The organism is Tessaracoccus coleopterorum, assembly GCF_011174705.1.
In the GTDB taxonomy this organism is placed as follows: domain Bacteria; phylum Actinomycetota; class Actinomycetes; order Propionibacteriales; family Propionibacteriaceae; genus Arachnia; species Arachnia coleopterorum.
Genome location: NZ_JAANIJ010000001.1, coordinates 111,076 through 135,102, shown reverse-complemented (window position 1 = coordinate 135,102; position 24,027 = coordinate 111,076). Strand labels below are relative to the sequence as shown.

Genomic DNA, 24,027 nt, shown 5'->3' with positions numbered 1-24,027 from the left:
CCGCCACATCTGGCAGGCTTGGGGTCGTGGACATGGCAGATAGCAAGTCGACCAACGAACCACTGACGGGCGCAGACCTGTTGGGCCTCACCCCGGACTGGTCGTCCAGGAGCTCGGGTGGGATGAGGATGTGGATGCTGACCTCCGTGACGACATCATGGACAGCATCGACGCGGAGATGGTCGACGACCCGCTCGAGGCGGTGGACGTGGTGGTTCTCTGGTGGCGCGACGAGGACGGTGACGTCGCCGACGGGCTCGTGGACAGCATGACCGATCTCTCCAGCACCGGCTGCATCTGGTTGATGACCCCAAGGTCGGCCGCCCCGGCTTCATCACCGCCGCCTCCCTCGCCGAGGGGGTGACGGTCGCCGGGCTCACCCTCACCACGACCGCAGGCGTCGCCGCCGACTGGCAGGCGACCAAGGTGCTGCGCCCAAGGGCTCTCGTCGATGACGGCCCGCATCGGCGTCATGACGTCGGGCGGGGATGCTCAGGGAATGAATGCCGCTGTGCGGGCCATCGTGCGCGCAGGCATCCATCAGGGCGCCCAGGTCTTCGCGATCAGGGAGGGCTGGCAGGGCGCCATCGAGGGCGGTGAACACATCGCGCACCTCGGTTGGAGTGACGTATCCGGCATCCTCAACAAGGGTGGAACGGTGATCGGCACCGCCCGCTCCACCGGATTCCGCACCCGTGAGGGGCAGCTGCTCGCCGTCGAGAACCTCGTCAGGGCGGGCATCGACCGGCTCATCGTGATCGGCGGCGACGGATCCCTGACGGCAGCCGTGCCCTGTGCCTCGGCTGGCCGGGCTACGTCGCCGAACTGGCGGAGGCCGGCCGGATTACTCCGGAGCAGGCGGCCGCCCACCCGCACCTGAACATCGCGGGCCTGGTCGGCTCGATCGACAACGACATGGTCGGCACCGACATGACGATCGGCACCGACTCGGCCATGCACCGCATCACCGAGGCCATCGACGCCATCTCATCGACCGCCGAGTCGCATCGGCGGACCTTCATCGTCGAGGTGATGGGCCGCCACTGCGGATACCTAGCGCTCATGACCGCGATCGCCGGCGGCGCCGACTACACCTTCCTGCCCGAGTCCCCCCGCGGCCCGGCTGGGAGGACCGGATGGTGGAGGTGCTGCGGCGGGGCCGCGACGCCGGCCGTCGTGACTCGATCATCCTCGTCGCCGAGGGTGCGGCCGACCGGGACGGCGAGCGGATCACCGCCGAGCGCATCCAGGACGTGCTGCGCGACAAGACCGGTGAGGAGGCACGCATCACGATCCTGGGGCACGTCCAGCGTGGCGGCACCCCGTCCGCCTACGACCGATGGATGGCCACGGTCTGCGGCGTCGAGGCCGTCCGCCAGGTGCTGCAGGCCGGGAACTCTCCGAGCCGATGCTGGTCGGCGTGCGTCGAGACGAGGTATACGCGACCCCTCTGCTGGAGGCCGTCGAGGCGACCCACAAGATCGCCGACTACGTGGCCGACGGCGATTACGCTTCGGCCATCTCGGCCCGCGGCCACGGGTTCACCACGATGGTCGACATCTACCGGATGCTCTCCGAGGCGAGGCCCTCGGTTGCGCCCAGCGCCGACGCGAAGCGCATCGCCGTCATGCACGCCGGCGCGCTGGCTCCCGGCATGAACCAGTTGGCCCGCGTTGCCGTGCGCACCGGACTCGACCGCGGCTACGACCTGTTCGCCATCCAGGGTGGCGTCCCGGGACTGATCGATGGTGACCTGCGTGAGGTGGCCTGGTCGGACGTCGAGGGCATGGCGCACACCGGTGGCGCCAACTTCGGCACCCGTCGCTACGTCCCCGTCGACGCCGACCTCTACAAGATGGCGCGCACCCTCGAGGAGAACCGGATCGACGCGCTGCTGGTGATGGGAGGCTTCCACGCCTACGCGACCGTCGAGATGATGGAGGCGGAACGCCGCAGGTATCCCGCGTTCAACATCCCGATCGCCCTGCTGCCCGCCAGTATCGACAACAACCTTCCCGACTGGCCGATGGCCGTGGGTTCGGACACGGCGCTGAACACGATCGTGAGCTCGATCGACATGGTGCGCATGTCCGCGTCCGCGTCCAAGCGCGCGTTCGTGGTGGAGACGATGGGCCGCACCTGTGGCTTCCTGCCCCTCCTGGGGCGCTCGCCGGCGGTGCGGAGAAGGCGTACCTGCCGGAGACGGGCATCTCGCTCGAGCAGTTGACCACGGATGTCGCCGCCCTGGTGGACGCATTCGAATCGGGTCGCTCCTTCTACCTGGCCGTGATGGGTGAGGAGGCGAGCGAGTTCTACACCGGCGACGTCATCTCCAAATTGTTCGAGGCCGAGGGCCGAGGCCTGTACTCGGTGCGTGATGCCGTGATCGGCCACGTCCAGCAGGGTGGTGTCCCTCACCGTTCGACCGGATCAACGCCACGCGGCTCGCCTACATGGCCATCACCAACCTGGACGCCCAGCTGACGGAGGGTCGCTCCGAGTACGTCGCGGCCTCCAGCGGCTCACCCGGGCTGCTGGCACCGCTGCGCCAGGTCACGGCGGGCATGGACTGGGACAACCAGCGCCCCCGCGAACAGTGGTGGATGAAGCTCCGCCCGTGTTCGAGCAGCTCAGCCGTCGCCCTGGCCAGGAGTAGCGCACTGGCCGATGGTCACCCCGAAGGACAGGGCGGCGCCGCACTCGATGGTGGCCAGCTCCGCCCGCGCGGGTGAATCCGCAGGTACGGCCTGCGGGAGGATGTCGCGGAACACCAGCGCGACGCCGTCGGCCGTGCGGCGCAGCACGGTGAAGTCGACCTTGGAGGCGACGTTGTCGCTGACCCTGGTGCCCGTGAAGCTGCAGGCCGACCCCTCGGCACCCTCGTTGACGGCGACGGCCACGGTCGCCGACTCGACCACGTTCGAGTACTGGGGCGGTGGTCGGCGATGAGATCCTCGCAGGCCGACGCAAGGGGGCCGGTCACGGAGGTGAGGGTGACGACCTGGATCCGGGTGTCGGTCGCCACCTGTTTGATGCGCACCAGGCGGCGATCGTCCTGCACCACCTCGTCGGCGTAGAGCTGCCACCCGGGGAGAAGTTCGATCTTCGCATCACCGAGGTCGAGCACGTTCAGGTCGGTGGTCACCGACGGCGTGGGTGAGGGGAGGCGGTGGCCGACCCGTCGGGTGTCGGGGGATCGTGGCGGGGCTCGTCGCGCCCCGTCGGGTGTCGTCACCGACTGCGTCGGTGCGGGGGCGGCGGTTCCGCCGTCACCCGAGCCGGCCATGAACGCGACGAAGACGGCCAGGGCCACGACCATGCCGAGTGCCCCAGCAGGTACCAGCGTCGGCGTCCGGGCTCCCGGTCGTTCCCGGTCGGGCCGTCGGTGTCGCGCTCCGGGCGGACCGGATCGGGGTCGGGCGTCCAGGGCACCTCCGCTGGCGATGGGGCCGGGAGATGCCGAAGTCGAGTGGATCCTGGGCCTCGGGGAATGTGGGGGTGGGCTGGGGGAGCGCACCGGGGTGGCGGACGACCCGGGTGTCTCCCCGGAGAAACCGGTGAGCATCGGCTGCTCCGCCGAGCGGCGGGCCGGGCGGGGGACCAGGAGTCATCGTGTCCGACGATGCCGCGCCTGCTGGCCGAGGGAAACGAGGCCACCAGATCGTCGGCGGAGGCCGGGGCGCCGCGGCGGCCGGCGGACGGGAGCGACCCGGGTGTGTCGCTCAGGGCACGCCGGCCCGCCCACGGTGGAGCGACGGGGGTGTCGGAACCCGAGGGGATGCCCGGCGGCTCGCGGACGGGAGTGAACCGTCCGTGCCGGGTCGGCCGACCCGCGCCGTCCCATGCCCGGGTGCGGGGAACGGGGTCGGTGGCAGGCTCGGGGACAGCGTGGCCCGGGGTGGGCGGCGGATCCGCGACGTCGCGAACATCGGTCGCGGCGAAGCGGCCGCGCGGCTCGACGGCGGTCCAGCGCGCCTCGCCCGTGGGCGCCGGGGTCGGTGTGTCCGTCCGCGGGTCGTCGGTGGACATGCCCGGAGCGGGCTCTCTGTCGTGGCACGGCGACCCGGCGTTGGGAGCCCCGGGTCGTGATCCCGGAAGGGAGTCCGCCCGACTGGCCGGGGAGTCGCCCGAGGGCACCCCGCGGCGGCCGACGCCCTCTGCCATCGCGTGCACCTCCCCAGTACTCGGCAACCGGACCAAGCTTGCCACAATCGGGGAGGGCTCAAGCCACCGAATACCCGGGTCGCTCAGACGACGGCCGCCCGGGTCGGGTCGAGGATGCTGAGCGGCCCGATCCGGCCCGGGTCGGCGAGCCGCGCCAGCACGAGCGCGGTGCCTGCCAGCCCCACGAACAGCCCGAGACAGCCCGGCGCCTTCAGGCCGGACGGCCAGTCGAGGGGGTCCGCCGGCGCGGTGGCAAGCAGGTCGACGGTGATCCTGCGGGCGGCCTCCAGATGGGCCGGCTCACCCCAGACCTCGGTCGCCTGCACCAGCACGTCGAGCGGCCCTCCCAAGCCGTGGCAGAGGGTCAGCCCCTGCGGGACTCCGCCCAGCCCGGCCTGCCGGGCGAGGCCGACCGCCTGGGTGAGGACCCTGCCGCAGGCCATGACCGACGCGGACGCCTCGGCCGCGATGGCGTCGGTGGGTAGTCGAGCACCAGCCCGGCGCCCACCAACTCGAGGAGTCGGAGCCTGACGGCGCCGATGCCGGCCGCGCCATGACACCACAGCACGGGATGGCCGCCATCGTCGCCGCGGAGATCGGGCCAGCCGAGGCCCGGATCGTGCCAGGCCGACTCCCAGCGCAGCGCACCCGCGATCAGTGGAGCAGCGACGTCGGCCACGCCCGGATGCGCGACCGCGGCCTCGGCGAGGGCCAGGGCGACCCCGGAGGCGCCGTGGGCGAGCCCACACAGGGGTCGCTCACCGGGAAGCCGCGGATCGGCCCACCACACCAGATCGTCGAGGCGGGTGGCGGACCGGGCGAGGCTGTCGACGAGCCGACGGACGCGCTCGACGTCGTCGCTGCGGGTGCGTATGAGAGCGAGCAGGTCGCCGGCCAACCCGTCACCCAGGTCATTGCCGCGGTCGTCCTCGTCGACGGGAGGTGACGCCCGGTGGCCAGCGCGGCGCCCGCTGCGCCACCGAGCAACCCGGGCCCGCGTCGCCCTCGACCGCCTGGCCGGGGTCGTCGCCGAGCAGCCGCAGCGCCCAGGCGATGCCGGTGTTGCCGTCGTAGAGCGATCCGCGGCCGCGTTCAGGCTCACCGGCTCCGCGTCGGAGTCCAACTCCCACGTGCCCCAGCCGACCCTGGCGCCGTCGGTGACCGCGCTGGCGGCGAGGACGCCGGCGCAGCGCCCTGCGGCGTCGGAGAGCGCTCCGGCCCGCCGCTCACCGCGCGCCCTCAGATGCGGGCGGGCGGGATCGAGGCCGGCGCTGACGAATGCCGCCTCCGCTGCGGCCACCGGTGGACCGCCGCGCGTGAATGCGTCGGCGAGCAGGCGGCAGCGGGTCTGCCCGAAGCTGTCCTCTCCGCCAGGGTCCTCGGACCAGGAGATCCCAGGCACCAGGGTCGCGGTGAACGGCACCCTTCCACCCGGGCTGAGGCAGCCCGACATGGCTGCCGTCACCAAGGGCACCGCGACCCTCGGTCGGTGTCGCGGACGTAGCAGACGGCCGCGTCGGGCCTCGTGAGCGCAGGGGCGGCCGCGGGGTCTTCAGGGTCCAGGCGATCCGGGCACCGTCAAGGGCGGGGGAAGCAGGCGGGCGACGTCGAGGATCCGGGCCGGGTCGACGGCCAGGTAGATCCTGGTGACGCCTGGCATGGTCCGGGTCAGGTCCCAGCCTCCTCCCCACGCCCGCCACCAGCCGTCGGACTCGTATCCCCGGAGCGGTCGACGGCGACGACGTCGTCGCTGACCCGGGAGGTAACCCCGGCCGGGTCGGTGACCAGTGGTCGCCCCGGGAAAGGGCGCGACGCGTGCCCGCGGGTGTGGACACGACGACGGTGCCCGCCGCGCCGAGCGCCTCCACCCGGCAGCCGGCCACCCACGCCCGGGTTCCCGCATGGGCGGCCCGAAGGCGACCGGCGAGCGGCGGGGTGCCGGGGGTTCGTCCGGCACGACGACGTCGCGCGGGCGGCCCACCAGCGGCCGTAGAGGGCGTCCGCGTCGCGGCCGTCCGGATCGATCCCCAGCCAGGCGGCGTGGGCCGCCCCGATCGCGGCGGCGTCCTCAGGCGGAACATGCGCGGCCTCCGCACGGAATCGCTCGACGAGGGTGTGCACCTGACCGAGGAGAAGGGTGACCATGCCGTCGGCGTCGGGCGTCGAGCCGACCGCGAAGGCGCCGACCGCCTGCTGGTAGGCCGCCACGAGGGTCCGGACGCAGAGCAGCGCGGTGCCCGGCGGGTCGGCCGGGCCACCCGCAGCCCGGTAGGAGTCGAGGAGGCGGGCCCAGGCGATCGGATGCCAGCCGGGCGCCACCGAGCGGACCATCAGGTTCGCCCCGGCCAGGTCCCAGGCGGCCTCACCGATGCCCGCGCCCTCCCAGTCGATCAGGCGCACCACCCGTCACCGCCCAGGAAGGCGTTCATCAGGCTCACGTCCCGTGGGTCCAGCGCCGCCCCTGCCACTGCTCCCGCGCCGCGGAGGTGACGTCGGCCAGAGCGCGGCCGTCTCGATCACCCGGGTCGGGACCTCATGGAAGCGGGCCGTCTCCATGTGCCCCGGCAACGCGTCGAGCAGGGCCAGGGAGCCGGAGCACGGGAGCCGCGGGAACCACCGGGATCCTGTGCAGGGCTGCGAGCGCCTTCCCGAGCGCCGAGAACGCGTCGGACATCCTGCCGACGTCCCCGGAGGCCGTCAGCTCGGCCAGCCCGGTGCCTGGCACAGGGGCGAGCCACAGGTCATCGCCGTCGCCGAACGGCAGCACCTCCGGGCAGGGCACAGCCCGTTGATCAGGCCGAGCACCACCGACTCCCGGGCGACACTGTCATCCCCGTCCATCGCCGCGGCCTGCCCGGTGCTCTTGGCGAAGGCGACCGGGACACCGTCGCGATCGACCCGGTGCACCAGGTTGGAGGCCCCGATGGAGTGGATCGACACGCGCCCCTGAAGGGCCGCCGTCGCGTCGACCAGGCCCGCCGACACGGCCCGCGCGAGGACGGCGGCGGCCTGCGTCACCCGGCACCGCCCTGCGGAACGACGGTCAGCTCCCGCACGTCGGTGGGCACGCCGTCGATCTGCGGAGGGATGAGCCCGCCTACAGGCACCTCGTCCGGGCGAGCTTCCGGGTCACGAAGACCACGAGGGCGGCGATTCCGGTGGGGAGCCGCCTGTGAGTTTCTCGTCGATGTCGACGCCCGTCACCCCGGGATCTTCAGCAGGTCGTCCTCGACGCGGGCCTTGACCTCACGGATCCTTGCCCTGTCCTTCTCGGAGATAGCCATTGTCGGCTCCTGTTCTTCCCGATGTCGATTGTCGCCTTCCGGGTCGCTCAGCGGCCCGGAACCCGCGAACCGCTGCCCGGCGACGGTGGGTCGCCGGGCATGGGTCTCACTGCTCCTGTTCGCCCTGCTGTTCGAGGGCGGCGAGGTAGCCCGCCCAGAAGGCCTGGTCGGGAGCGACCTCACCCTGGAAGCCGGGGTTGGTCACGTCCTCGATCGGCAGCCCTCCGCACACCAGGCTGGGGCAGCCCGCGAAGCTCGGGCAGCCGGCCAGGCTGGGGCAGCCCGCCAGGCTCGGGCAGAACGCGTAACTCGGGCACAGGCCGATGCTCGGGCAGCCGTACCGGGTCGGGCACCCGAACCTGGTGGGGCAGTCGAACCTGGAGGGCAGAACAACCTGGTGGGGCAGTCGAACCGGGTGGACGGGCACACGACGGTCGCCGACGGGCACGTGAAGATGCTCGGCGGGTAGTTGATCTGCGCCTGAGTGGTGTCGCCCGCCTCCTCACGCACGGAGGCAACCCCGTCGGCGTAGCCGGACTGGTAGGCGGCGGACCGGCCCTCGTCCTCGTCGGCGGCCGCCCCGTAGCCGTAGTCCTCGGTCCTCCCGGGGCCGATCTGGCCGGGCCATTCCTGCCAGCCCTCGCAGATGAGGTGGTGCACGGTGGGACAGATGAGGCGCGACCTGCACACCACGGACTTCGTGATGCAGATGTAGTGGACGGACGGACAGATCAGCCGCGACTTGAGCGTCGGGACGTCGAGGCAGGTTGCGACCGGCCGTGACGGGCACAGACGATCGACGGCTTGATCACCGGCTTGATGAGCAGCGTCACGTCCAGTTCCGCGAGGGCAGCCGCGATCGGGTTGGCGAACGTCGTCGAGCCGTCGGTCGAGCCGGCGAACAGGAGGCCGACAACCTCGTTGTTGGCGTTGACGACGACCGAACCCGAGTCGCCCCCGTTGGAGAAGCGCGGGTTCTGCGCGGTGTCGGTGGCGATGCGGACCTGGTTCTTGAGCGTCCGGAGGCCGATGTCGTGCCCGTAGTTGAGCTGCACGGTGGCGTCGACCGAGACGACGTTGCCGTAGGTGAGCTCCGTGGTGCGGCCGCGCTTGCGGACCGCCATGCCTGCCACTGCGAGGGCGGTGCCCTTCACGTTTCCGATGCCCTGGATCTCGGCGCTCCAGGCCTTGCCCGCGTCGAGGGTGGTGACGGTGCCGTCGACGTTCTCGGAGAGGACTGCCCGGGTCAGGGTGCCGAACTCCTGCGTCGACGGGTTGCCGCCGTCGGGACGCCCGGCTGCACCTGACGGTCCGTGGCCGACCACGAGGTGTTGACCGCCGCGACGTGGAAGTTCGACAACGCCATGGTCGCTCCCGTGGCGTTGTCCTTCACGAGGGCCCGAAGGTGCCGACCATCGTGTAGTTGCCCGGTGCGGGCACCTCGGGAGGTGACAGGAAGAACGTGCGGGTGGGGCCCATCGAGATGCCGCCGACGAATGTCGGGTAGGCGGCAGGGTCGACCAGCGCGGCGTCGTCCAGCGGCACCCAGTTCGGCTGCAGCTCGATGGTCAGCTCCTGGACGTCGGTCTTGATCCCGTTGATCTCCGCCGGGATCTTCTCGGCGTCGGACAGCTTGCCGAGCGGCAGCTTCTTGTCGACGAAGACGACGATCGCCATCTCGCCCGTGGGCCGACCCTTCGAGACCTTCTCCGCGATGTCGACCATGTTGACGCCGTCGATGGCGATCAGCTCGTCCTCCACGCGGGCCTTGACCGGCCGGATGGCGGCAGCCAGTAACTCGTTGTTCATCACCGCTCCCTTCTCGGTGGATCGGCGCGGCGCCGACCCGGATGACACCCTTCAGGAGCGGGAGGAGGCCCGGTGATACACCCGGATCGGTGCTTGCCGGGGCGGGGTCGATGGAGGGTCGGCGTCGGGAGTCGCCGGGCGCCGATGCCGAAAAGTGGCGGTGGGCGGTCGCGTCAGAAGTCGACGCTGTCCAGCAGCGCCCGCGTCCAGGCCGCCAGCTCGGCGTCGGTGAAGTCGAGATAGGGCGCGCCGGCGCTGACCAACTCGCCGGACCTGGTGGCCCCAGGCAGATCCGGTAGGGATCGCCGTGCGCGTCGGGCACGTCGTAGCAGAAGATGTCGGGCTGGGGTTCCGCGATCGGCCCATCGGTCATCAGCTCGACCTCCTTCTCGAGGGGAAGCTCGAGCGGCCCCAGGGCAGCACGAGCATCACCTTGGTCCCGTCCGGGAGATGTAGTCGGCGAGACCGTCGCTCCACGACATGGTCCAGCCGAGCACCTCCGTCGGGTACTTCTCCTGGGCGGCCATTCCGTGTTGTACGTGCTCGGATCGACTGCCGACGGGACTGCGGCCGAGGGGCGCTGCACCGGTGGTTCGGTCGTGCCGGGGCCTCGCCGCCGGGGCCGCGGGACGCGAACAGTGCAGCCAGCCCGCCGAAGACGAGCACCGCGACCACCACCACAAGAACCCAGGGGAGCACGGAGGCGCGCCTCGGCGTTGCGGGGACAGGGCGGGTCCGTGGTACTGCGGCGGCATGGTCATGGGTTCTCCTCGGCGGCACGGCCGCACACTGGTTTCGGGGGACCGGACAGACGCTACCTGCGAAGAGCGCCAGCTCCCGGGTGGCCGACCACTCACCTGTGGCCAGTGTGCGGTCGCGACCGGTCGGAAGGCGCGCCCGGCCGGGACCACCCGTGGAGTGCACCTGCGGGGCCCACGGCCGGCGCGGCATCCGCAGCCGGATCAGCGATGCCGCCCAGGCCGTTGTAGCGGGAGTGGTCGGCGGTCGCCGACATGGAGCGCCACCGCGCTGAACCTGCGGCCCGTCACCACCACCACGACACCGTACGCAGCGGTCGACCGGCACGAACGGCTCTACCTCAACATCGACACGATCGCCGCAGAAGGAGATCACCGAACCCTCGCCCTCACCGCCAGCTAGCGTGCAGGACCGTTCGTACCCGTCACGCCCGGTGCGTCTGGAGTGAGCGTTTGGGTTGGTGGCGCGTCGCCGCTGATGAGTCTTGGTGTGCGACGTGTTCGGCGGCCTTCGGCCGTCCAGGTCGCTCGTCCCGACCGGGCGAGCGAACGTCAATCGGGAGGTCGAAGTGTCGGATCGCTTGGCGGGGAGGGGAGAGCAGACCCGCGTCTGCCGCGGGCACCGGACATCCGAGCACGCGGGAATCCCCCAGAACTCCCAAACAAGACCCCCACTCTTCAGGACCACGCGAGATTACGCGGGCCGGACCGGACCCGGTTCCAGGCGCAAGCCTGGGATAGCAAAGCCCCTTGTCAAAACAATGCTGACAAGGGGTTGCGGTCGCGGTGGGCGCAGAGGGACTCGAACCCCCGACATCTTCCTTGTAAGGGAAGCGCTCTAACCAACTGAGCTATGCGCCCGCGGGCGAACCAAGGTTAGCCGGAGGTGAGGCCCGACGGCCAGTCCCTAGGCCGCGCAGTAGGGACGTGGTCGCGCAGGTCGGACGGCACGTTGGCCCGGCTGACCCAGTCGCAGATCGTGGAGGTGCTGGCCCCGGCATGTGCCGCGTAGGTCCACTTGCCGCCTGACAGCCTGAAGAACGCCGTCGAGTAGAACTGCTCGCCGGAGGGGTGCGTCACCACGAAGTCGGTCGCGGTCCAGGTGTTGTTCTGCTTTGAGCGTTCGCACGACTGGACGACGGTTCCGCCTGGCCGGTCGCCGTGCGGACCTGGGCCTGGCTGACGGGACACGCCACCGGGGTGATGCGCACGATGTTGTTGAACACGAACTTGTTGACGGTCCTGTACCGGTGGGGTCTTCTCGATCACCGTCGCCATGATCTGTGAACGGCATCCGTTGCCGCCGGTCCAGGATGTGTCGCACTCCGTCTTCCAGGTGCGCCCGTCGATGATGTGGGTGCCCGGGTGACCAGCGGGTTCCATTCCTGCCAGGTGGTGCGGTTGCTCTCCTTGTAGGTCAGGTTGTTGAACACCCAGCCGTTGGACTGCACATATGCGCGACCGTCGAAGCGGATGGTCGTGGCCCAGATGTCGGTGGTGCACCGCTCGACGTTCGAGGAGTACATGGAGCAGTCGGTCTTCCACTGCCTGCCGTTGACGGTGTGGGTGCCGGGCGTCGTGTACACGTCGAAGTCGGCACTCGCAGGAACCGCGGTCAGTGCGCCGACAGCGCCGAGCAGGGCTGCGGTGGTCAGGGCCAACCAGCGACGGATCACGTCGACACTCCTAGGGATCGGGTGTCCCTGAGGCTAATCAACCCCTCCCGGAGCGGAAGTGCGCCCTGAAGGAGGGGTTGAGGTTCCCGTGCGGTTCAGGAGAGACGCTGCCGGACCAGAGCCGCGATCTCCTTGCCCTCGGCGCGCCCGTCGGCCTTCGCTGTGACAGTGCGGATGATGGCGCCCATCTGCTTCATCGTCGGGGCCTCGTCCAACTCGGAGAAGGCCTCCTCGACCAGCGCCGCGAGTTCGTCTGCGGTCAGCGGTGCAGGGAGGTACCCGGAGATCAGTTCCGCCTCCGCGGTCTCCTTGTCGGCCAGCTCCCGGCGTCCCGCGGCCGCATAGGTCTCGGCCGAGTCACGGCGCTTGCGAAGCTCCTTGTGGATCACGTCCAGTTCCTCGGCGTCGCTCAGTATGCGGGGCGTGGCGCCGGCGACCTCCTCGACCCCGATCGCGCCCAACACCATGCGGATGGTCGACTTCGCCGCCTCATCCTTCGCGCGCATCGCCGCTGCCAGATCCTTCTTCAGACGGTCCTTGCTTGAGCCCATGGGGTCCCTTCTCTAGGTGTCCATTCTGGCACCCCTCCGCGCGAGGGTGGGGATCGGACCTGCGGCGCTAAGATCGTGGATTGTGGCTAACGATGACCTGACCGCTCGCATCTCCGAACTCGATCACTCCCTCGAGTCGATAGAGGCCGTCGCCGACCTCGGAAAGCTCCGCTCCGAGATTGCCCTGCTGGAGGAGCAGGTGGCCGCCCCGATCTGTGGGACGACCAGGACAACGCACAACGCGTCACCTCACAGCTTTCTGCGAAGCAGAGCGAGGTCGACCGCATCGTCGGGTTGCGCTCACGCCTCGAGGACGCGACGGTGATGCTCGAACTCGCAGACGAGGAGGGCGACGCCGACGCCCGGGCTGAGGTGGCCCACGACCTGGAGAAGCTCGGCTCCGACATCGAGGCCCTCGAGGTCCGTACCCTCCTCTCTGGTGAGTACGACCCGCGCGACGCGCTGATCACGATCAGGGCCGAGGCCGGCGGCGTGGATGCCGCCGACTTTGCCGAGATGCTGATGCGGATGTACATGCGTTGGGCCGACCGTCACGGCTATGCCACCGAGATCTACGACACCTCATACGCCGAGGAGGCGGGTCTGAAGTCGGTGACGTTCGCAGTCAAGGCTCCTTTCGCCTACGGCACCCTCTCGGTCGAGCAGGGCACCCACCGGCTCGTGCGGATCTCGCCGTTCGACAACCAGGGCGACGGCAGACGTCGTTCGCCGGTGTCGAGGTGCTCCCGGTCACCGAGGACACCGACCACATCGACATCCCGAAGGCGACCTGCGCATCGACGTGTTCCGCTCGTCCGGTCCCGGGGGCAGTCGGTCAACACCACCGACTCCGCCGTGCGCATCACCCACCTGCCCACGGGCATCGTGGTGAGCTGTCAGAACGAGAAGTCGCAGCTGCAGAACAAGGCCGCTGCGCTCCGCGTCCTCCAGTCCCGCCTGCTCGAGCGTGTCCGCCAGGAGCGTGAGCAGGAGATGAACGCCCTCAAGGGCGACGGGGCAACTCGTGGGTGCGCAGATGCGGTCCTACGTGATGAACCCGTACCAGATGGTCAAGGATCTCCGCACCGAGCACGAGGTGGGCAACCCTGACGCCGTCTTCGACGGCGACATCGACGGCTTCATCGACGCGGGCATCCGGTGGCGCAAGACGGCGGAGACCCACGCCTGAGGAATCCGGCGCGGCGCGTGTCGCGTTAGGTGGCCCGTCAGGGGAGCACCTAGACTCTTCATGCGTCTGAGAGTTTCTCAGATGTCTTCCCCAAGCTTGTCGGAGTGCACCGAGTGATCACGTTCGAGGACGTCACCAAGTTCTACCCAGGGCAGGAGCGCGCAGCCCTGCGCAACATCAACCTTGAGATCGGCAAGGGGAGTTCGTCTTCCTCGTCGGCCAGTCGGGGTCCGGCAAGTCGACATTCCTGCGGTTGATCCTGCGCGAGTACCGCGCCACCAGCGGCACGCTGTACGTGGCTGGGAAGGACCTCGGCACGCTCAACCAGTGGAAGGTACCGGCGCTGCGCCGCCAGATCGGCACCGTCTTCCAGGACTTCCGCCTCCTTCCGGGCAAGACCGTCTACGAGAACGTCGCGTTCGCGCTGCAGGTGATCGGACGCCCTGCCAGGGAGATCCGCAGGATCGTCCCGGAAACTCTCGAACTGGTCGGGCTCGAGGGCAAGGGCGACCGCCCCTCCGACGAACTCTCGGGCGGTGAGCAGCAGCGCGTCGCGATCGCGCGGGCCTTCGTGAACCGTCCGAAGATCCTGATCGCCGACGAGCCGACGGGCAACCTCGACCCCGAGACCTCGATCGGCATCATGAAGCTGCTCGACCGGATCAACAAGGCTGACACGACGGTCATCATGGCCACCCACGACTCGTCCATCGTCGACCAGATGCGTCGCCGGGTCCTCGAGCTGCGCTCCGGCCAGCTCGTGCGGGACCAGGCCGAGGGCGTCTACGGCACGGCGTAGGACCAGGAGACAGAAACCAAGCATGCGACACACACTCCGCGAAACCTGGTCCGGGCTGAGGCGCAACCTCGCCATGACCATCGCCGTCATCGTCACGATGGCGGTGTCCCTCTCGCTACTCGGCGCCGGGGTCCTCACCGCCCTGGAGGTGAATCTCGCGAAGTCGAGCCTCTACGGCAAGATCGAGATCTCCGTGTTCCTCTGCACCGAGAACACGAAGGGCGGACGGTGCACCCCGGACAAGGGACCACCGAGGCCCAACGGGCCCAGATCCAGCAGACCTTGGAGGCGAACCCGGAGGTCAGTGAGGTGATCTACGACTCGAAGGAGGTCGCCTTCGAGGAGTTCCAGCGCGTCTTCGCCGACTCGCCGGTGCTCAACTCGCGCACCGTCGACGACATGCAGGACTCGTTCCGCGTGCGTCTGCTGAACCCCGAGAACTATGCGGGTGTCGTGTCCGAGGCGAAGGGCTCCAAGGGGTGCAGGCCGTCCAGGACCTCCATACCGTCCTCGAACCCATGTTCAAATGGTTGGGCGCGCTCCAATGGGCCACCATCACCATGAGCGCTCTTCTGCTGCTCGCGGGTGCCCTGCAGATCGCCAACACGATCCGGATGGCCGCGTTCACGCGGCGCCGCGAGATCGGGATCATGCGGTTGGTGGGTGCCTCGAACATCTACATCCTGTTGCCGTTCCTCCTCGAGTCGCTCGTGGCCGGCCTGATCGGGGTCGTCATCGCAGCGGGATCGCTCGCCGCGGGCTACTACTTCGTCGTGGTTCAGAACGCTCAAACCTCGATCACCGCTTTACCATGGATTGGCTGGGCGATCTCGCAACTGCCATTGTTGTCATTGCGGCCGTGGGCGTCGCGCTCGCCGTCGTACCCACACTGCTCGCTACCCGCAAGTACCTTCGCATCTAGGACCGATTGGAGTTTCAGCGTGGACAGGGATCTTCCCCGGCGCCCGTTCGTCGCAGACTGACCAACCGCATCGTGCGCGGCATCGTCGCCGCCGCGTGCGCCGTCACGATGGTCTGCGGAACCTGGGCACCGGCCCAGGCCGACGATCTGGATGCCCGAAAGAAGGACCTCGAACGCCAGATCGCGGCGCAGGCCGAGGTCGTCGACGAGGCCCACGCCAAGATGGACGGCGCCGTCGCCGCCGCCGCCGAGGCTCGCACGAAGCTTGCCGACGCCCAGGCCGCACTGGCCAAGGCACAGTCGGCCCAGCGGGTCGCAGAGGACCTCGACGAGCAGCGTGCCGCGGAGCTCGCGGCGGCCGAGTACAAGCTCAAGCAGGCAGAGGCAGACGTGGCCGCGGCCAGGGCTGCACTCGCATCGGTCGACCGACGCCTGAACGAGGAGATCCTCGTCACCACACAGCAGAGCAGCGGACTCATGAACCTCGCGCTGATCTTCACCGACGTCGACGCGACCAACCTCAGTCAGCGTGCCCAGCTCGCCCAGACGCTGTTCGACTCGTCGGCAAAGGAACTCGACGAGCTGGAGACCCGCCGGCTGGCCCTCGAGGACGCCGAGGCGGAGGCCGATGCGGCCGAGGATGCCGCCACCGAGGCCCGCCAGGCGGCGGCCGAACAGCTCGCCGCATCCCAGAACGCGACCCAGCGGGCCGAGGATCTCGAGGCCGATGTGACAAGGCTGGCGGCCGCGGCCGAGGCCGCCCAACGCGCCGCGGCCACCGAGGTGGCCGACGAGGAGAACCGTCAGCGGGAACTCGAGGCGGAGAACCAGAGCGTCGAGCAGCGCATCCAGGCGCGGATCGAGGCCGCGAAGAAGGCCGCCGCAGACAAGGCCGCCCGTGACGCGGCCGCTGCCGCGGCAGCGAAGAAGCCCGAAAAGCCGTCCGGCTCCACCGGCGGCTCGAGCGGCGGTTCAAGCGGTGGGGCTCCAGCTCGAGCAGTTCCGGCTTCGTCTACCCGGTCTCGGGTCGGATCACGTCGAGGTACGGGATGCGTCTCCACCCGGTCCTCGGGTACTGGAAGCTCCATGACGGCACGGACTTCGGGGCCGGCTGCAACGCCCCATCAAGGCCGCGGCCGACGGTGTGGTGGAGGAGCGCTACTACAACGGTGGCTACGGCAACCGCCTCATGATCGACCACGGCTACGTCAACGGCTCGTACGTCACGACCGGGTACAACCATGCGAACCGGTACGTCGTCAGCGTCGGCCAGAAGGTCAAGAAGGGCCAGCTGATCGGCTACGTCGGGTCCACCGGATACTCGACCGGGTGCCACCTGCACCTGATGGTGTGGGAGAACGGCAGGCTGGTCAACCCGATGGCGAAGTGGTTCGGCTGAGTCGGCAGGTGCCATACTGGGCGATGCCCAGGGAGATCGGACGAAAGCTCGTCGCTCAGAACAAGAAGGCCCGGCACGATTACCAGATCGGTGACACGTACGAGGCCGGGCTCGTCCTGACCGGAACCGAGGTCAAGACCCTGAGGCTGGGTCGCGCGACGATCGGGGACGCCTACGCGTCGATCGACGACAGCGGTGAGGCCTGGCTGATCAACGCCAACATCCCTGAGTACGAGTTCGGCACCTGGCGCAACCACTCCGCGCGTCGGACCCGCAAGCTGTTGCTGCACCGGCAGGAGATCGCGAAGCTGACACGGGCCCTCGAGAACTCCGGGCGCACCCTGATCCCGCTGTCGCTGTACTTCAAGGACGGCTACGCGAAGGTCGAGATCGGCGTCGCGACCGGCAAGAAGGACTGGGACAAGCGCCGCGACCTCGCCGAACGCGACGCCAAACGCGAGGCCGAGCGTGCCCTCGCCGTGCGCAACCGGTACAACCGCCGCTGACCCGGCGTCGGGGACGAATCAGGGACTGCCCCGTTGGCCCGGCCCGTGGGCCGAGCACAATGGATGCATGAGCGTTCCAGGCCAGTCCCCATTCGCAGGCTTCACCGAGGAGATGCGCGACCGTGCCATCGCCCACCTCAACGATCTCTACGCGAGGAACCTGATCAACGAGTCGGAGCTCGATCGCCGGCTCGACAAGGTGCTCGGGGCACGGGACCGGGTCGAGTTGAGTCGTTCCCTGCAGGGGTTGGCCCGGATGGCGCCGGTGATGCTCACGCCCCGCGCACCCGGCCAGCCCTCTCCGGCCGAGAACGTGGGTGCGGGGCTGGTGAACCTGTCGGGGCTCATGACGTCCTTCGTCGGCCCGCCATCGTCAAGACGGCCAGCAAGCCCGGCAGCCGGCTCTGGTGGGAGGCCGGGCGGGCCATGAGCCTGCAGCTCACCTTCCTGGCCATCGGGGTCGCGCTCACGGTCGTGGGCTGGATCACCGGGATCGGGCAGTTGGCGTTCCTCGCCTGGGCAGCCTGGTTCGGCGCGACCATCTGGGCGTCGGTTCGTGCCTTCAACGGCAAGCCCTCGACGGGGGTCGCGGAGCCCTTCCTGCTGGCGCGGCCGCATCTGCCGGTGCAGCCGCCCTCCATCACCCGCTAGACTGGGTGGCGACAACTCAACAGGGGTGACTGGTTTCGACTCGGGACGGTAGTCCCAGGAGAAGCGGGCCGAGGATCCACGTTTATCTCGTAAACGCTGCGTGGAAACCAATAAGTGCCAACAACAACCGCACTAACTTCGCTCTCGCTGCCTGATCAGCGATCGAAGGGTCAGCTCAGGGGTGCCTTCCCTCTGATTCCTGGCCTCATCTAGAAGGCTTGCTGAGCCGCCTGTGTGTCAGGGGCGGTTCGGGACTTAACTGATACTGGGTCCGTTTGCGACATGCCGACGTGAGTGCAAGGACCGAGTAAAACGCCTGGTCGGCTGCGCCCGGAGAAGCCCTGGTTCATCTCTTGAGGACGCGGGTTCAATTCCCGCCACCTCCACGAAAGCCGAGAGCAGAGCGAGCTCGCTCTGCCGAGGCTGAGGTTTGAGGCGCGAAGCGCCGATCACCTCCACCCCTGGTTCGTCGTCCGACCGACGACGGACGAGCTGTCAGCACCCGACTCGTCCTCTGCCCCTGGGCGGAGGACGAGTCGTTTCATGTCCGGGTTGAAGATGACGCTGAAGGGCGCTCCGATGGGCCGTCATCCTCCACGTCATCCGTGCGCTCCGGGAGCACACCGGCCTGCGCGGCCTCTTGTGAGAGTGCCGCTCGAGGCCGGATCTGGGAACGCATCCGACCCGCGAGCTGGCGGTGGGTCAGGAGTTGCTCACCACCGAGATCGCGATGCCGATGCATGCGCTGACGGCCAACAGAGCCAGCAGGATGCGGTACGCGACCAGGAGCCTCCGCGAACTCCGCTTGTCGGGTGGAGTGTGGCGAGCAGGGCCAACACCAGGCCGGCCACCAGCAGCGCGGATCCGATGGCCACGGTCGCGACGGAGCCGAGAAGGGTGCCCGCGATCACGGTGAGGCCACCGAGGTTCCACACGAGGAACTCCCACCAGCCTCCGGGCTGGGCGTCGCGACCCTGCCAGTAGGCCCGCGCGGAGCCCGTCACGACCTGGGCGACGCCCAGCACCAGCACGGTGAAGGCGGCCGCCCAGCTCCCCAGGGCCACTTCAAAGGTCCGGTGGCGGCTGCGATCATCCCGCCGACGATCACGAAGGCTGCGCCGGTGGCGCGCATCACGGAAGAACTGGAAAGTTGGGTAAATCCGGTCATGAGGCCAATCTACTCGCCTTGTGAGGATAAAGCCCCAAGTCAGAGTTGACTCATGGGGCAGAAGCTGCCGGGCGGTGCACAACCTCCACGTGCCCGTGTGCGCAGGCGGGCAGCACCGGGTCGGGCCAGTGGCGGTCAACGTCAGCACGGCACCGGACACGCCGATCGGGCCCCGGCCCGCACCGTCCGGCGCCGCCGGGTGGGAGCGAGATGTTCCCCGGGAAAGCCTGCTCCGGCTTGTAGAGTGAGCCTTGTGGACCACACCGGAGCCTTGGCCGTCGGCCAGTTGCTCGTCGCCACCCAGCCCGGGCGCGGCGGCTACTTCGACCGCGCCGTCGTCCTCCTGATCGAGCATCAGAGCGAGGCGACCGTGGGAGTCTGCCTCAACGTCGTCTCCGAGATCCCCGTCCACAACGTGCTCGCCGACTTCACCGAGTTGATGAGCCCGCCTGCCCGGGTCTTCGAGGGAGGCCCGTCAATCAGGACGTGGTGGTTGCCCTGGGTGAGCCCGCATCGGAGTCCACCCTCCGGGCTGGGAGCCCATCACCGGCGACATCGGGGTGGTCGACGTCAACTACCCGAGCGAGCTGCTCGCATCGTCCTTCACGCAACTCAGGATCTTCGTGGGCTGTCCGCATGGTCGCCCGGCCAGTTGGAGGGCGAACTCATCCGCGGATCATGGTTCCGCACAACGGTGCGCCCCGAAGATGTGTTCGGTGATCCCGAGGGTCTGTGGCGGCGGGTGCTCCGGCGCATGGGGGAACGACCGGACGGTGGTCGACCTGGGCCGAGCAGCCCGTCCTCAACTGATTCCTGGCTCAACCCGACGCGTCGAACGCCCATCGGTTTGACCTCCGTCTCTGAAAGACTTGCCCTGGTATGAGGGAGGGTGCAGTGCAGTACGACGCGATCGAGGATGACGACCTGTTGGCACCGAAGGGTGTCGCGACAGGCGCCGAGGACGATGACGCCGACGAGTTCGCCGGCGACTGGCAGCCGGCGCACGGGTTCCCGGACACGCGCCGCGCAGTGCGGATCTGGGTCGATGAGGACACCAGGCGGCTCCGGAGGGTCCGGCTGTCCACCCGGTGGCGCGAGCGGCTCGGCACTGCACGCCTGGAGGATGCGTTCGCGGAGGCGTTCTTCCTTGCCAATGCGAGGGTCGGTGGGATCGACGATCTCGCGGCCCCGACCATCGAAGTCCCCGAGGGGATCCGACGCTCACCTGGGACGACCACCCGAGGATCAGCGCCAGGATCGAGGAGCTGCTGGACCGCTCCGCCGAGCTGGCCGACCGACCTGCGGAGGAGGTCCGTTGGGCCGACTTCCGCGGGGAGACGGTCACCGCCACCAGCGCCCACGGCCATGCCACCGTCACACTCTCACTGGCGGGCCTGACCGACACACTGAAGCTCGACAAGGCCTGGCTGAAGCACGCCCGCATGGGCGAGATCGCCGAGGCCGTGCTCAGCGCCCACGAGAAGGCATACGCGAGATACCGGCCGCCCGTCTTCGTGCCCGGTGAACATGAGGAACTGGCCAGGGAACTGGCGGAGGCGCGGGGCGCGCTCCGCTCGATCATGTCGAAGGGAATCTGACGTGGCAGACGAGAGGGATGACGCCGTCGACGACGGTCTGACCGACGAGGCGGTGCTGCACTACAAGCGGGTCGCCGAGGCGGAGAAGAAGCACCCGAAGAGCGTCGGCAGGCCGTTCCTGCCGGTCGACGGGGTGCAGATGGCCAGCGCAGGTGCCGGCACCGCGGCGGTCGTGTTCATGGAGCAGGACCTCCACGCGTCGGTCTCCGCTGCGCCGAGGATGACCCGTGGGGCCTTGGTGACGATGCCGACCTCGTGCCCGGCGCCGTCACGCGCGCCGACGACTCCGAGGAGGAGAGGAAGCGACGCGCCAGGCAGGGCGCCGCGGTGCGTGGCTCCGGAACCCGCGGGGGAGCGGAGGCAGCGGTGCTGCGGGAGGACCCGCGCCCATGATGGCGCCCGCGGCCTCCGTCGGGGCGTCGGATCGCCCGCCGCGGCCGGAGCGCCCGGCGCGATGGCCCCAGGTGGCATGCTGCCGGGTGCCCCGCGTCGGCGCTGCAGTCCGCGGGTGCAGTCCAGAGCGCCGCCGGCTCCATGCCCGTGACCCTGATCAGCAACGCCCAGAGCTCGGGCCGCGTCGCTGCGGGCCCGGCCTTCGCGCCACCGCTCTCGGGCGGCCTGCAGGCGGCGAGCGCTGCGCCCGGCGCCTACGATCCCGAGCTCGTGCGACAGGCCCTGCACCAGAACGGGTTCGGAGTGGACGAGGCGGACCCACCTCGGCGGCCGGGGAGTCCGTCGGGGAAGAGGGCGACCCGCGGCGCGCCCAAGACTCCAGGTCGACCGCCACGGGCGGTGCCGTTCCCGGCCTCCCCGTGGGGAGCGCCCCGGGCGGCTCGACCGGCCCCGGCGGGAGCCATCCGGGCGTGACGGGACCCGGTGGGAGCCCCGGCGGCTCGACCGGTGGCGGCGGTGGCCCGAGCACGAGCGGGAGCACCGGCGCGACCGGCTCGAACGGCGGCACCGGGCCGAGCACGAGCGGGAGCACCGGCACGTCGGGCAGCACGGGCTCCTCCGGGTCGAACGGCAGCACCGGCTCGAACGGATCCAACGGGAGCGACACCGGTGGGTGGACCCCACCACCAATGGCCCGTCGCCGTCCGGCTGGGACGACACCTCCACGGTGGGCTCCGGCCCACCTTCACCCAAGGGACCCCGACCTACAACGGCGGCCCTGGAGCGGGCTACACGGTCGCCTCGTCTGACCTGCGCCGCGACTCGCAGCAGTGGGCCGAGGTCGCCGATCTCTCGGCACCGATCGTCGACGCGATGCTCGACGCACCCGCCCCGCCGTCATGTTCGGCCACATGCGGGCCCCGGTTCCGGCCTACAAGGTGGCCTTCGACAACTCGCGCACGTTCGTCGAGCAGTCCAGCGACCATCAGGAGGAGATCGCCGAACGGCTCGCCGAGACCGCCGCGAACTTCGACCAGCAGGAGGAACTCGCAGTCCAGATCGCAGAAGGGATCAACAAGTGAGCGCCATCAGCTACACGAGCCTGACGGGGACCCTCTCCAAGCTGGATGCGCTTCGTCACGAGGCCCGCAACCTCGACGCGATCGAGTCGTACCTCGTGATCCAGGCTGCGCGCGCCGCGAAGCTTCCCGGCGTCGAGATCTACGCCGGCTACGCCAGGAACGACGCCCAGCAGGCGTGGGCCCGCACCCAGGACGCCACCTCGAGGCTCAGGTCCTGTCACCAGTGGTTCAGCCAGTCCGAGGAGTCGCTCGACGCACTCCAGCGCGGAGTGGAGGCGTGGGCCACGGCGAACAAGGGCGCCGTCAACGCCCGTGACGCCATGCGTGGCGTGGTCTCGCAGTCGCGCGAGTGGACCGGAGGGGCGCCGAGGAGCAGAGCGGACGCGCCGCCAGGCAGCTCGCCTCGCAGGAACAACTCGTCGAGATCACGGGCGCACTGCGCCACGGCTGCGCCAAGACCCGCACCGTGATGAAGGCCGTCTTCCAGGACCTCCGGCTGACGCTCGATCAGGAACTCACCAGCGCGCGGGGTTCCGCCCGCCGCAACCCGTCGGTCTGGACGGGATCTTCGCGCTCAACGCGCGGGTCAGGTCCACCGCCTCCGCCTGGAGCGCGCCGCCTCCGAGTATGAGGCCGTCCGCGGGGGCGCGGGTGGAGTGGCCAGGCCGACGGGTTGGCGGACATCTTCACCGAGAACGGGGCCCAGCTCTCCGATCTCGTGACGAGGCTCAGGCTCACCAGGTTCGCGGCCATGCCCATGTTCTGAGCGGAGCACTCAGGAAGTAGCCGCACGCAGCGGCCCTTCCCTTGGCTGTCTGGCTACGATGGTGACTCAGGAGCTTTAGGGAGGGGCACCAGTGAGCGATGCAAAGGGCAGGGCCCGGATTCTCGTCGTCGATGATGACGCCGCGCTGTCCGAGATGCTGCAGATCGTCCTTCGACAGGAGGGCTTCGACACGGTGCGCTGTGCGACCGGCGACGTGGCGGTGACAGAGTTCCGGACGTCGCGTCCCGACCTCGTGCTGCTCGACCTCAACCTGCCAGGCCGGGACGGCGTCGAGGTGTGCAAGGAGATCCGCGCCGAGTCCGGCGTGCCCATCATCATGCTGACCGCCAAGTCGGACACCGCCGATGTCGTCTCAGGCCTCGAGGCCGGCGCCGACGACTACGTCGCCAAACCCTTCAAGGCCAAGGAGCTGATCGCCAGGATCCGCACCCGCCTGCGGCGTGACTCCGGTGAGAGCGGCACCGACACCTTGTTCATCGGCGACCTGAGCATCTCCGTCTCCTCACACGTCGTGCGTCGCGGCACCCAGCAGCTTCTCCTCACCCCGCTCGAGTTCGACCTCCTCCTCGCCCTCGCGAAGCGGCCCTCCCACGTCTTCACCCGCGAGGCCCTCCTCGACGAGGTGTGGGGCTACCGCAACGCGGCGGACACCCGCCTCGTCAACGTCCACGTTCAGCGCCTCAGGGCGAAGGTGGAACGTGACCCGAGAAGCCTGAGATCGTGATCACGGTCCGAGGGATCGGATATCGCGCCGGTGAGAAGGTCGCGTAACAGCTCGCGGGGATGGGCCCAACTGTGGTGGAGCTCCCTGCCGCTGAGGGTCCTGTTCAGCACGCTCTCCCTGTCGATCCTCCTCCTGCTCGTGGCGGGGTGCTTCTCATGAACCAGGCCACCGCGGGCGTGGTGCAGACGAAGAAGGAGACCTCCCTCAACGAGGCGGCCGGCGTCTATGGGTTCATGCAGGCACAGCTGCGGGATCCCAGCGTGCGCGGTGTGGCCATCCACGAGACATTGAACCGCCTTGCCGACCTCGCCGACGCGCAGGCGGCCCAGTACCGGGTGGTGATCCAGGGGCCGAGTTCCAGCCTCGTGTCCGTCGGCATCAGGGACGAGTCGGTCCCCGCCGACCTCCGCGCCGAGGTGGAGCAGCGTGAGGGGATGTTCGTCAGTCCTACCCGCGTCGTGTTCACTGATCCCGACGCCGCATCCGAGCCGGGTTGGGCGGTCGGCACGTCGCTGATCGGCCCTACGGGCGAGAGGTACCCGTCTACTACATCTTTCCGATGACCGC

General features: G+C 69.5%; 22 protein-coding genes, 1 tRNA gene, 1 other RNA gene and 6 pseudogenes. 17 read left to right on the top strand and 13 right to left on the bottom strand.

The features are described 5' to 3' along the window. Positions 1 to 97: 97 nt before the first annotated feature. Positions 98 to 441: pseudogene (locus G7085_RS00925) on the top strand (DUF3052 domain-containing protein); the annotation flags it as partial. Positions 442 to 451: 10 nt separating this feature from the next. After that, positions 452 to 2,615: pseudogene (locus tag G7085_RS31715) on the top strand (6-phosphofructokinase); the annotation flags it as partial. 56 nt (positions 2,616 to 2,671) lie between these two features. Here G7085_RS31715 and G7085_RS00915 read toward each other — a convergent pair. The 12 genes from G7085_RS00915 to G7085_RS00860 all read right to left on the bottom strand — a co-directional run bounded on the left by G7085_RS00915 (position 2,672) and on the right by G7085_RS00860 (position 12,242). Beyond that, positions 2,672 to 3,313: a hypothetical protein gene (locus G7085_RS00915; protein ID WP_197509682.1), complete on the bottom strand. Its 642-nt coding sequence runs from the start codon at positions 3,311 to 3,313 to the stop codon at positions 2,672 to 2,674. Between the two features lie 934 nt (positions 3,314 to 4,247). Next, positions 4,248 to 4,490 (bottom strand): hypothetical protein, encoded by a 243-nt coding sequence (locus tag G7085_RS28915; protein WP_331715388.1) that lies wholly within the window; start codon positions 4,488 to 4,490, stop codon positions 4,248 to 4,250. A 38-nt stretch (positions 4,491 to 4,528) separates the two neighbouring features. Continuing rightward, entirely contained in the window at positions 4,529 to 5,617 is a 1,089-nt protein-coding gene (locus tag G7085_RS00905; protein ID WP_197509680.1) for a lanthionine synthetase LanC family protein, read from the bottom strand. A 215-nt stretch (positions 5,618 to 5,832) separates the two neighbouring features. Beyond that, positions 5,833 to 6,564, bottom strand: coding sequence for a hypothetical protein (locus G7085_RS00900; RefSeq protein ID WP_197509679.1), 732 nt, complete (start codon positions 6,562 to 6,564; stop codon positions 5,833 to 5,835). A gap of 297 nt (positions 6,565 to 6,861) precedes the next feature. Further along, positions 6,862 to 7,182 (bottom strand): hypothetical protein, encoded by a 321-nt coding sequence (locus tag G7085_RS00895; RefSeq protein WP_197509678.1) that lies wholly within the window; start codon positions 7,180 to 7,182, stop codon positions 6,862 to 6,864. Positions 7,183 to 7,649: 467 nt separating this feature from the next. Further along, a complete protein-coding gene (locus G7085_RS00890; RefSeq protein WP_197509677.1) occupies positions 7,650 to 8,108 on the bottom strand; it encodes a hypothetical protein in 459 nt (152 codons plus the stop codon). Between the two features lie 71 nt (positions 8,109 to 8,179). Next, complete coding sequence (locus G7085_RS00885; protein ID WP_197509676.1) at positions 8,180 to 8,773, bottom strand: chymotrypsin family serine protease; 594 nt, start codon at positions 8,771 to 8,773, stop codon at positions 8,180 to 8,182. A gap of 64 nt (positions 8,774 to 8,837) precedes the next feature. Further along, positions 8,838 to 9,257: a hypothetical protein gene (locus G7085_RS00880; protein WP_197509675.1), complete on the bottom strand. Its 420-nt coding sequence runs from the start codon at positions 9,255 to 9,257 to the stop codon at positions 8,838 to 8,840. A 1,545-nt stretch (positions 9,258 to 10,802) separates the two neighbouring features. After that, positions 10,803 to 10,876, bottom strand: a tRNA-Val gene (locus G7085_RS00875). A gap of 15 nt (positions 10,877 to 10,891) precedes the next feature. After that, positions 10,892 to 11,284: a hypothetical protein gene (locus G7085_RS00870; RefSeq protein WP_197509674.1), complete on the bottom strand. Its 393-nt coding sequence runs from the start codon at positions 11,282 to 11,284 to the stop codon at positions 10,892 to 10,894. Then, a complete protein-coding gene (locus G7085_RS00865; protein ID WP_197509673.1) occupies positions 11,281 to 11,691 on the bottom strand; it encodes a hypothetical protein in 411 nt (136 codons plus the stop codon). Before G7085_RS00865 ends, G7085_RS00870 begins: the two co-directional genes overlap by 4 nt. 95 nt (positions 11,692 to 11,786) lie before the next feature. After that, the gene (locus G7085_RS00860; protein WP_197509672.1) at positions 11,787 to 12,242 is read right to left on the bottom strand and encodes a GatB/YqeY domain-containing protein; all 456 of its coding nucleotides are present in this window, start codon (positions 12,240 to 12,242) and stop codon (positions 11,787 to 11,789) included. Between the two features lie 82 nt (positions 12,243 to 12,324). Here G7085_RS00860 and prfB point away from each other — a divergent pair. From prfB to ssrA, 7 genes and pseudogenes are all read left to right on the top strand, one after another. Beyond that, positions 12,325 to 13,431, top strand: a pseudogene (gene prfB, locus G7085_RS00855) (peptide chain release factor 2). Positions 13,432 to 13,544: 113 nt separating this feature from the next. Beyond that, positions 13,545 to 14,230: pseudogene (ftsE, locus tag G7085_RS00850) on the top strand (cell division ATP-binding protein FtsE). A gap of 22 nt (positions 14,231 to 14,252) precedes the next feature. Next, positions 14,253 to 15,152: pseudogene (gene ftsX, locus G7085_RS31710) on the top strand (permease-like cell division protein FtsX). Positions 15,153 to 16,574: 1,422 nt separating this feature from the next. Continuing rightward, positions 16,575 to 17,057 (top strand): SsrA-binding protein SmpB, encoded by a 483-nt coding sequence (gene smpB, locus G7085_RS00830; RefSeq protein ID WP_197509669.1) that lies wholly within the window; start codon positions 16,575 to 16,577, stop codon positions 17,055 to 17,057. A gap of 112 nt (positions 17,058 to 17,169) precedes the next feature. Beyond that, positions 17,170 to 17,487 carry a DUF1707 SHOCT-like domain-containing protein gene (locus tag G7085_RS00825; RefSeq protein WP_197509668.1) on the top strand — a complete coding sequence of 106 codons (318 nt, stop codon included), beginning with the start codon at positions 17,170 to 17,172 and terminating at the stop codon, positions 17,485 to 17,487. Further along, positions 17,484 to 17,708, top strand: a complete 225-nt coding sequence (locus G7085_RS00820) for a hypothetical protein (protein ID WP_197509667.1) — start codon at positions 17,484 to 17,486, stop codon at positions 17,706 to 17,708. Before G7085_RS00825 ends, G7085_RS00820 begins: the two co-directional genes overlap by 4 nt. A 21-nt stretch (positions 17,709 to 17,729) precedes the next feature. Beyond that, positions 17,730 to 18,097: a transfer-messenger RNA gene (gene ssrA / locus G7085_RS00815) on the top strand. A gap of 324 nt (positions 18,098 to 18,421) precedes the next feature. On the opposite strand, the gene G7085_RS00810 is transcribed toward ssrA, so the two are convergent. Next, positions 18,422 to 18,772, bottom strand: a complete 351-nt coding sequence (locus G7085_RS00810; protein ID WP_197509666.1) for a hypothetical protein — start codon at positions 18,770 to 18,772, stop codon at positions 18,422 to 18,424. Positions 18,773 to 19,147: 375 nt separating this feature from the next. On the opposite strand from G7085_RS00810, the gene G7085_RS00805 reads away from it, so the two are divergent. From G7085_RS00805 to G7085_RS00770, 8 genes and pseudogenes are all read left to right on the top strand, one after another. Continuing rightward, positions 19,148 to 19,759, top strand: a complete 612-nt coding sequence (locus tag G7085_RS00805; RefSeq protein WP_197509665.1) for a YqgE/AlgH family protein — start codon at positions 19,148 to 19,150, stop codon at positions 19,757 to 19,759. An 11-nt stretch (positions 19,760 to 19,770) separates the two neighbouring features. Continuing rightward, positions 19,771 to 20,274, top strand: coding sequence for a hypothetical protein (locus G7085_RS00800; protein ID WP_197509664.1), 504 nt, complete (start codon positions 19,771 to 19,773; stop codon positions 20,272 to 20,274). A gap of 44 nt (positions 20,275 to 20,318) precedes the next feature. Then, on the top strand, positions 20,319 to 20,474 hold the full coding sequence (locus G7085_RS00795; RefSeq protein ID WP_197509663.1) for a hypothetical protein: 156 nt from the start codon (positions 20,319 to 20,321) through the stop codon (positions 20,472 to 20,474). A 1-nt stretch (position 20,475) separates the two neighbouring features. Next, positions 20,476 to 21,018 (top strand): hypothetical protein, encoded by a 543-nt coding sequence (locus G7085_RS00790; RefSeq protein WP_197509662.1) that lies wholly within the window; start codon positions 20,476 to 20,478, stop codon positions 21,016 to 21,018. A 748-nt stretch (positions 21,019 to 21,766) separates the two neighbouring features. After that, positions 21,767 to 21,949 (top strand): hypothetical protein, encoded by a 183-nt coding sequence (locus G7085_RS00785; RefSeq protein ID WP_197509661.1) that lies wholly within the window; start codon positions 21,767 to 21,769, stop codon positions 21,947 to 21,949. Next, the gene (locus tag G7085_RS00780) at positions 21,946 to 22,419 is read left to right on the top strand and encodes a hypothetical protein (protein WP_197509660.1); all 474 of its coding nucleotides are present in this window, start codon (positions 21,946 to 21,948) and stop codon (positions 22,417 to 22,419) included. The genes G7085_RS00785 and G7085_RS00780 overlap by 4 nt, the downstream gene beginning before the upstream one ends. Before the next feature lie 450 nt (positions 22,420 to 22,869). Then, a pseudogene (mtrA, locus tag G7085_RS00775) lies at positions 22,870 to 23,507 on the top strand (MtrAB system response regulator MtrA). A 108-nt stretch (positions 23,508 to 23,615) separates the two neighbouring features. Next, positions 23,616 to 24,023 carry a hypothetical protein gene (locus tag G7085_RS00770; protein ID WP_197509659.1) on the top strand — a complete coding sequence of 136 codons (408 nt, stop codon included), beginning with the start codon at positions 23,616 to 23,618 and terminating at the stop codon, positions 24,021 to 24,023. Positions 24,024 to 24,027 lie beyond the last annotated feature (4 nt).

Coding starts and splice junctions, on each gene's coding strand:
- G7085_RS00905 (WP_197509680.1), bottom strand. CDS start 5,617: ATGTCGGGCTGCCTCAGCCCGGGTGGAAGGGTGCCGTTCACCGCGACC.
- G7085_RS00880 (WP_197509675.1), bottom strand. CDS start 9,257: ATGAACAACGAGTTACTGGCTGCCGCCATCCGGCCGGTCAAGGCCCGC.
- G7085_RS00860 (WP_197509672.1), bottom strand. CDS start 12,242: ATGGGCTCAAGCAAGGACCGTCTGAAGAAGGATCTGGCAGCGGCGATG.
- smpB (WP_197509669.1), top strand. CDS start 16,575: ATGCCCAGGGAGATCGGACGAAAGCTCGTCGCTCAGAACAAGAAGGCC.
- G7085_RS00825 (WP_197509668.1), top strand. CDS start 17,170: ATGCGCGACCGTGCCATCGCCCACCTCAACGATCTCTACGCGAGGAAC.
- G7085_RS00820 (WP_197509667.1), top strand. CDS start 17,484: ATGAGCCTGCAGCTCACCTTCCTGGCCATCGGGGTCGCGCTCACGGTC.
- G7085_RS00795 (WP_197509663.1), top strand. CDS start 20,319: ATGGGCGAGATCGCCGAGGCCGTGCTCAGCGCCCACGAGAAGGCATAC.
- G7085_RS00785 (WP_197509661.1), top strand. CDS start 21,767: ATGTTCGGCCACATGCGGGCCCCGGTTCCGGCCTACAAGGTGGCCTTC.
- G7085_RS00770 (WP_197509659.1), top strand. CDS start 23,616: ATGAACCAGGCCACCGCGGGCGTGGTGCAGACGAAGAAGGAGACCTCC.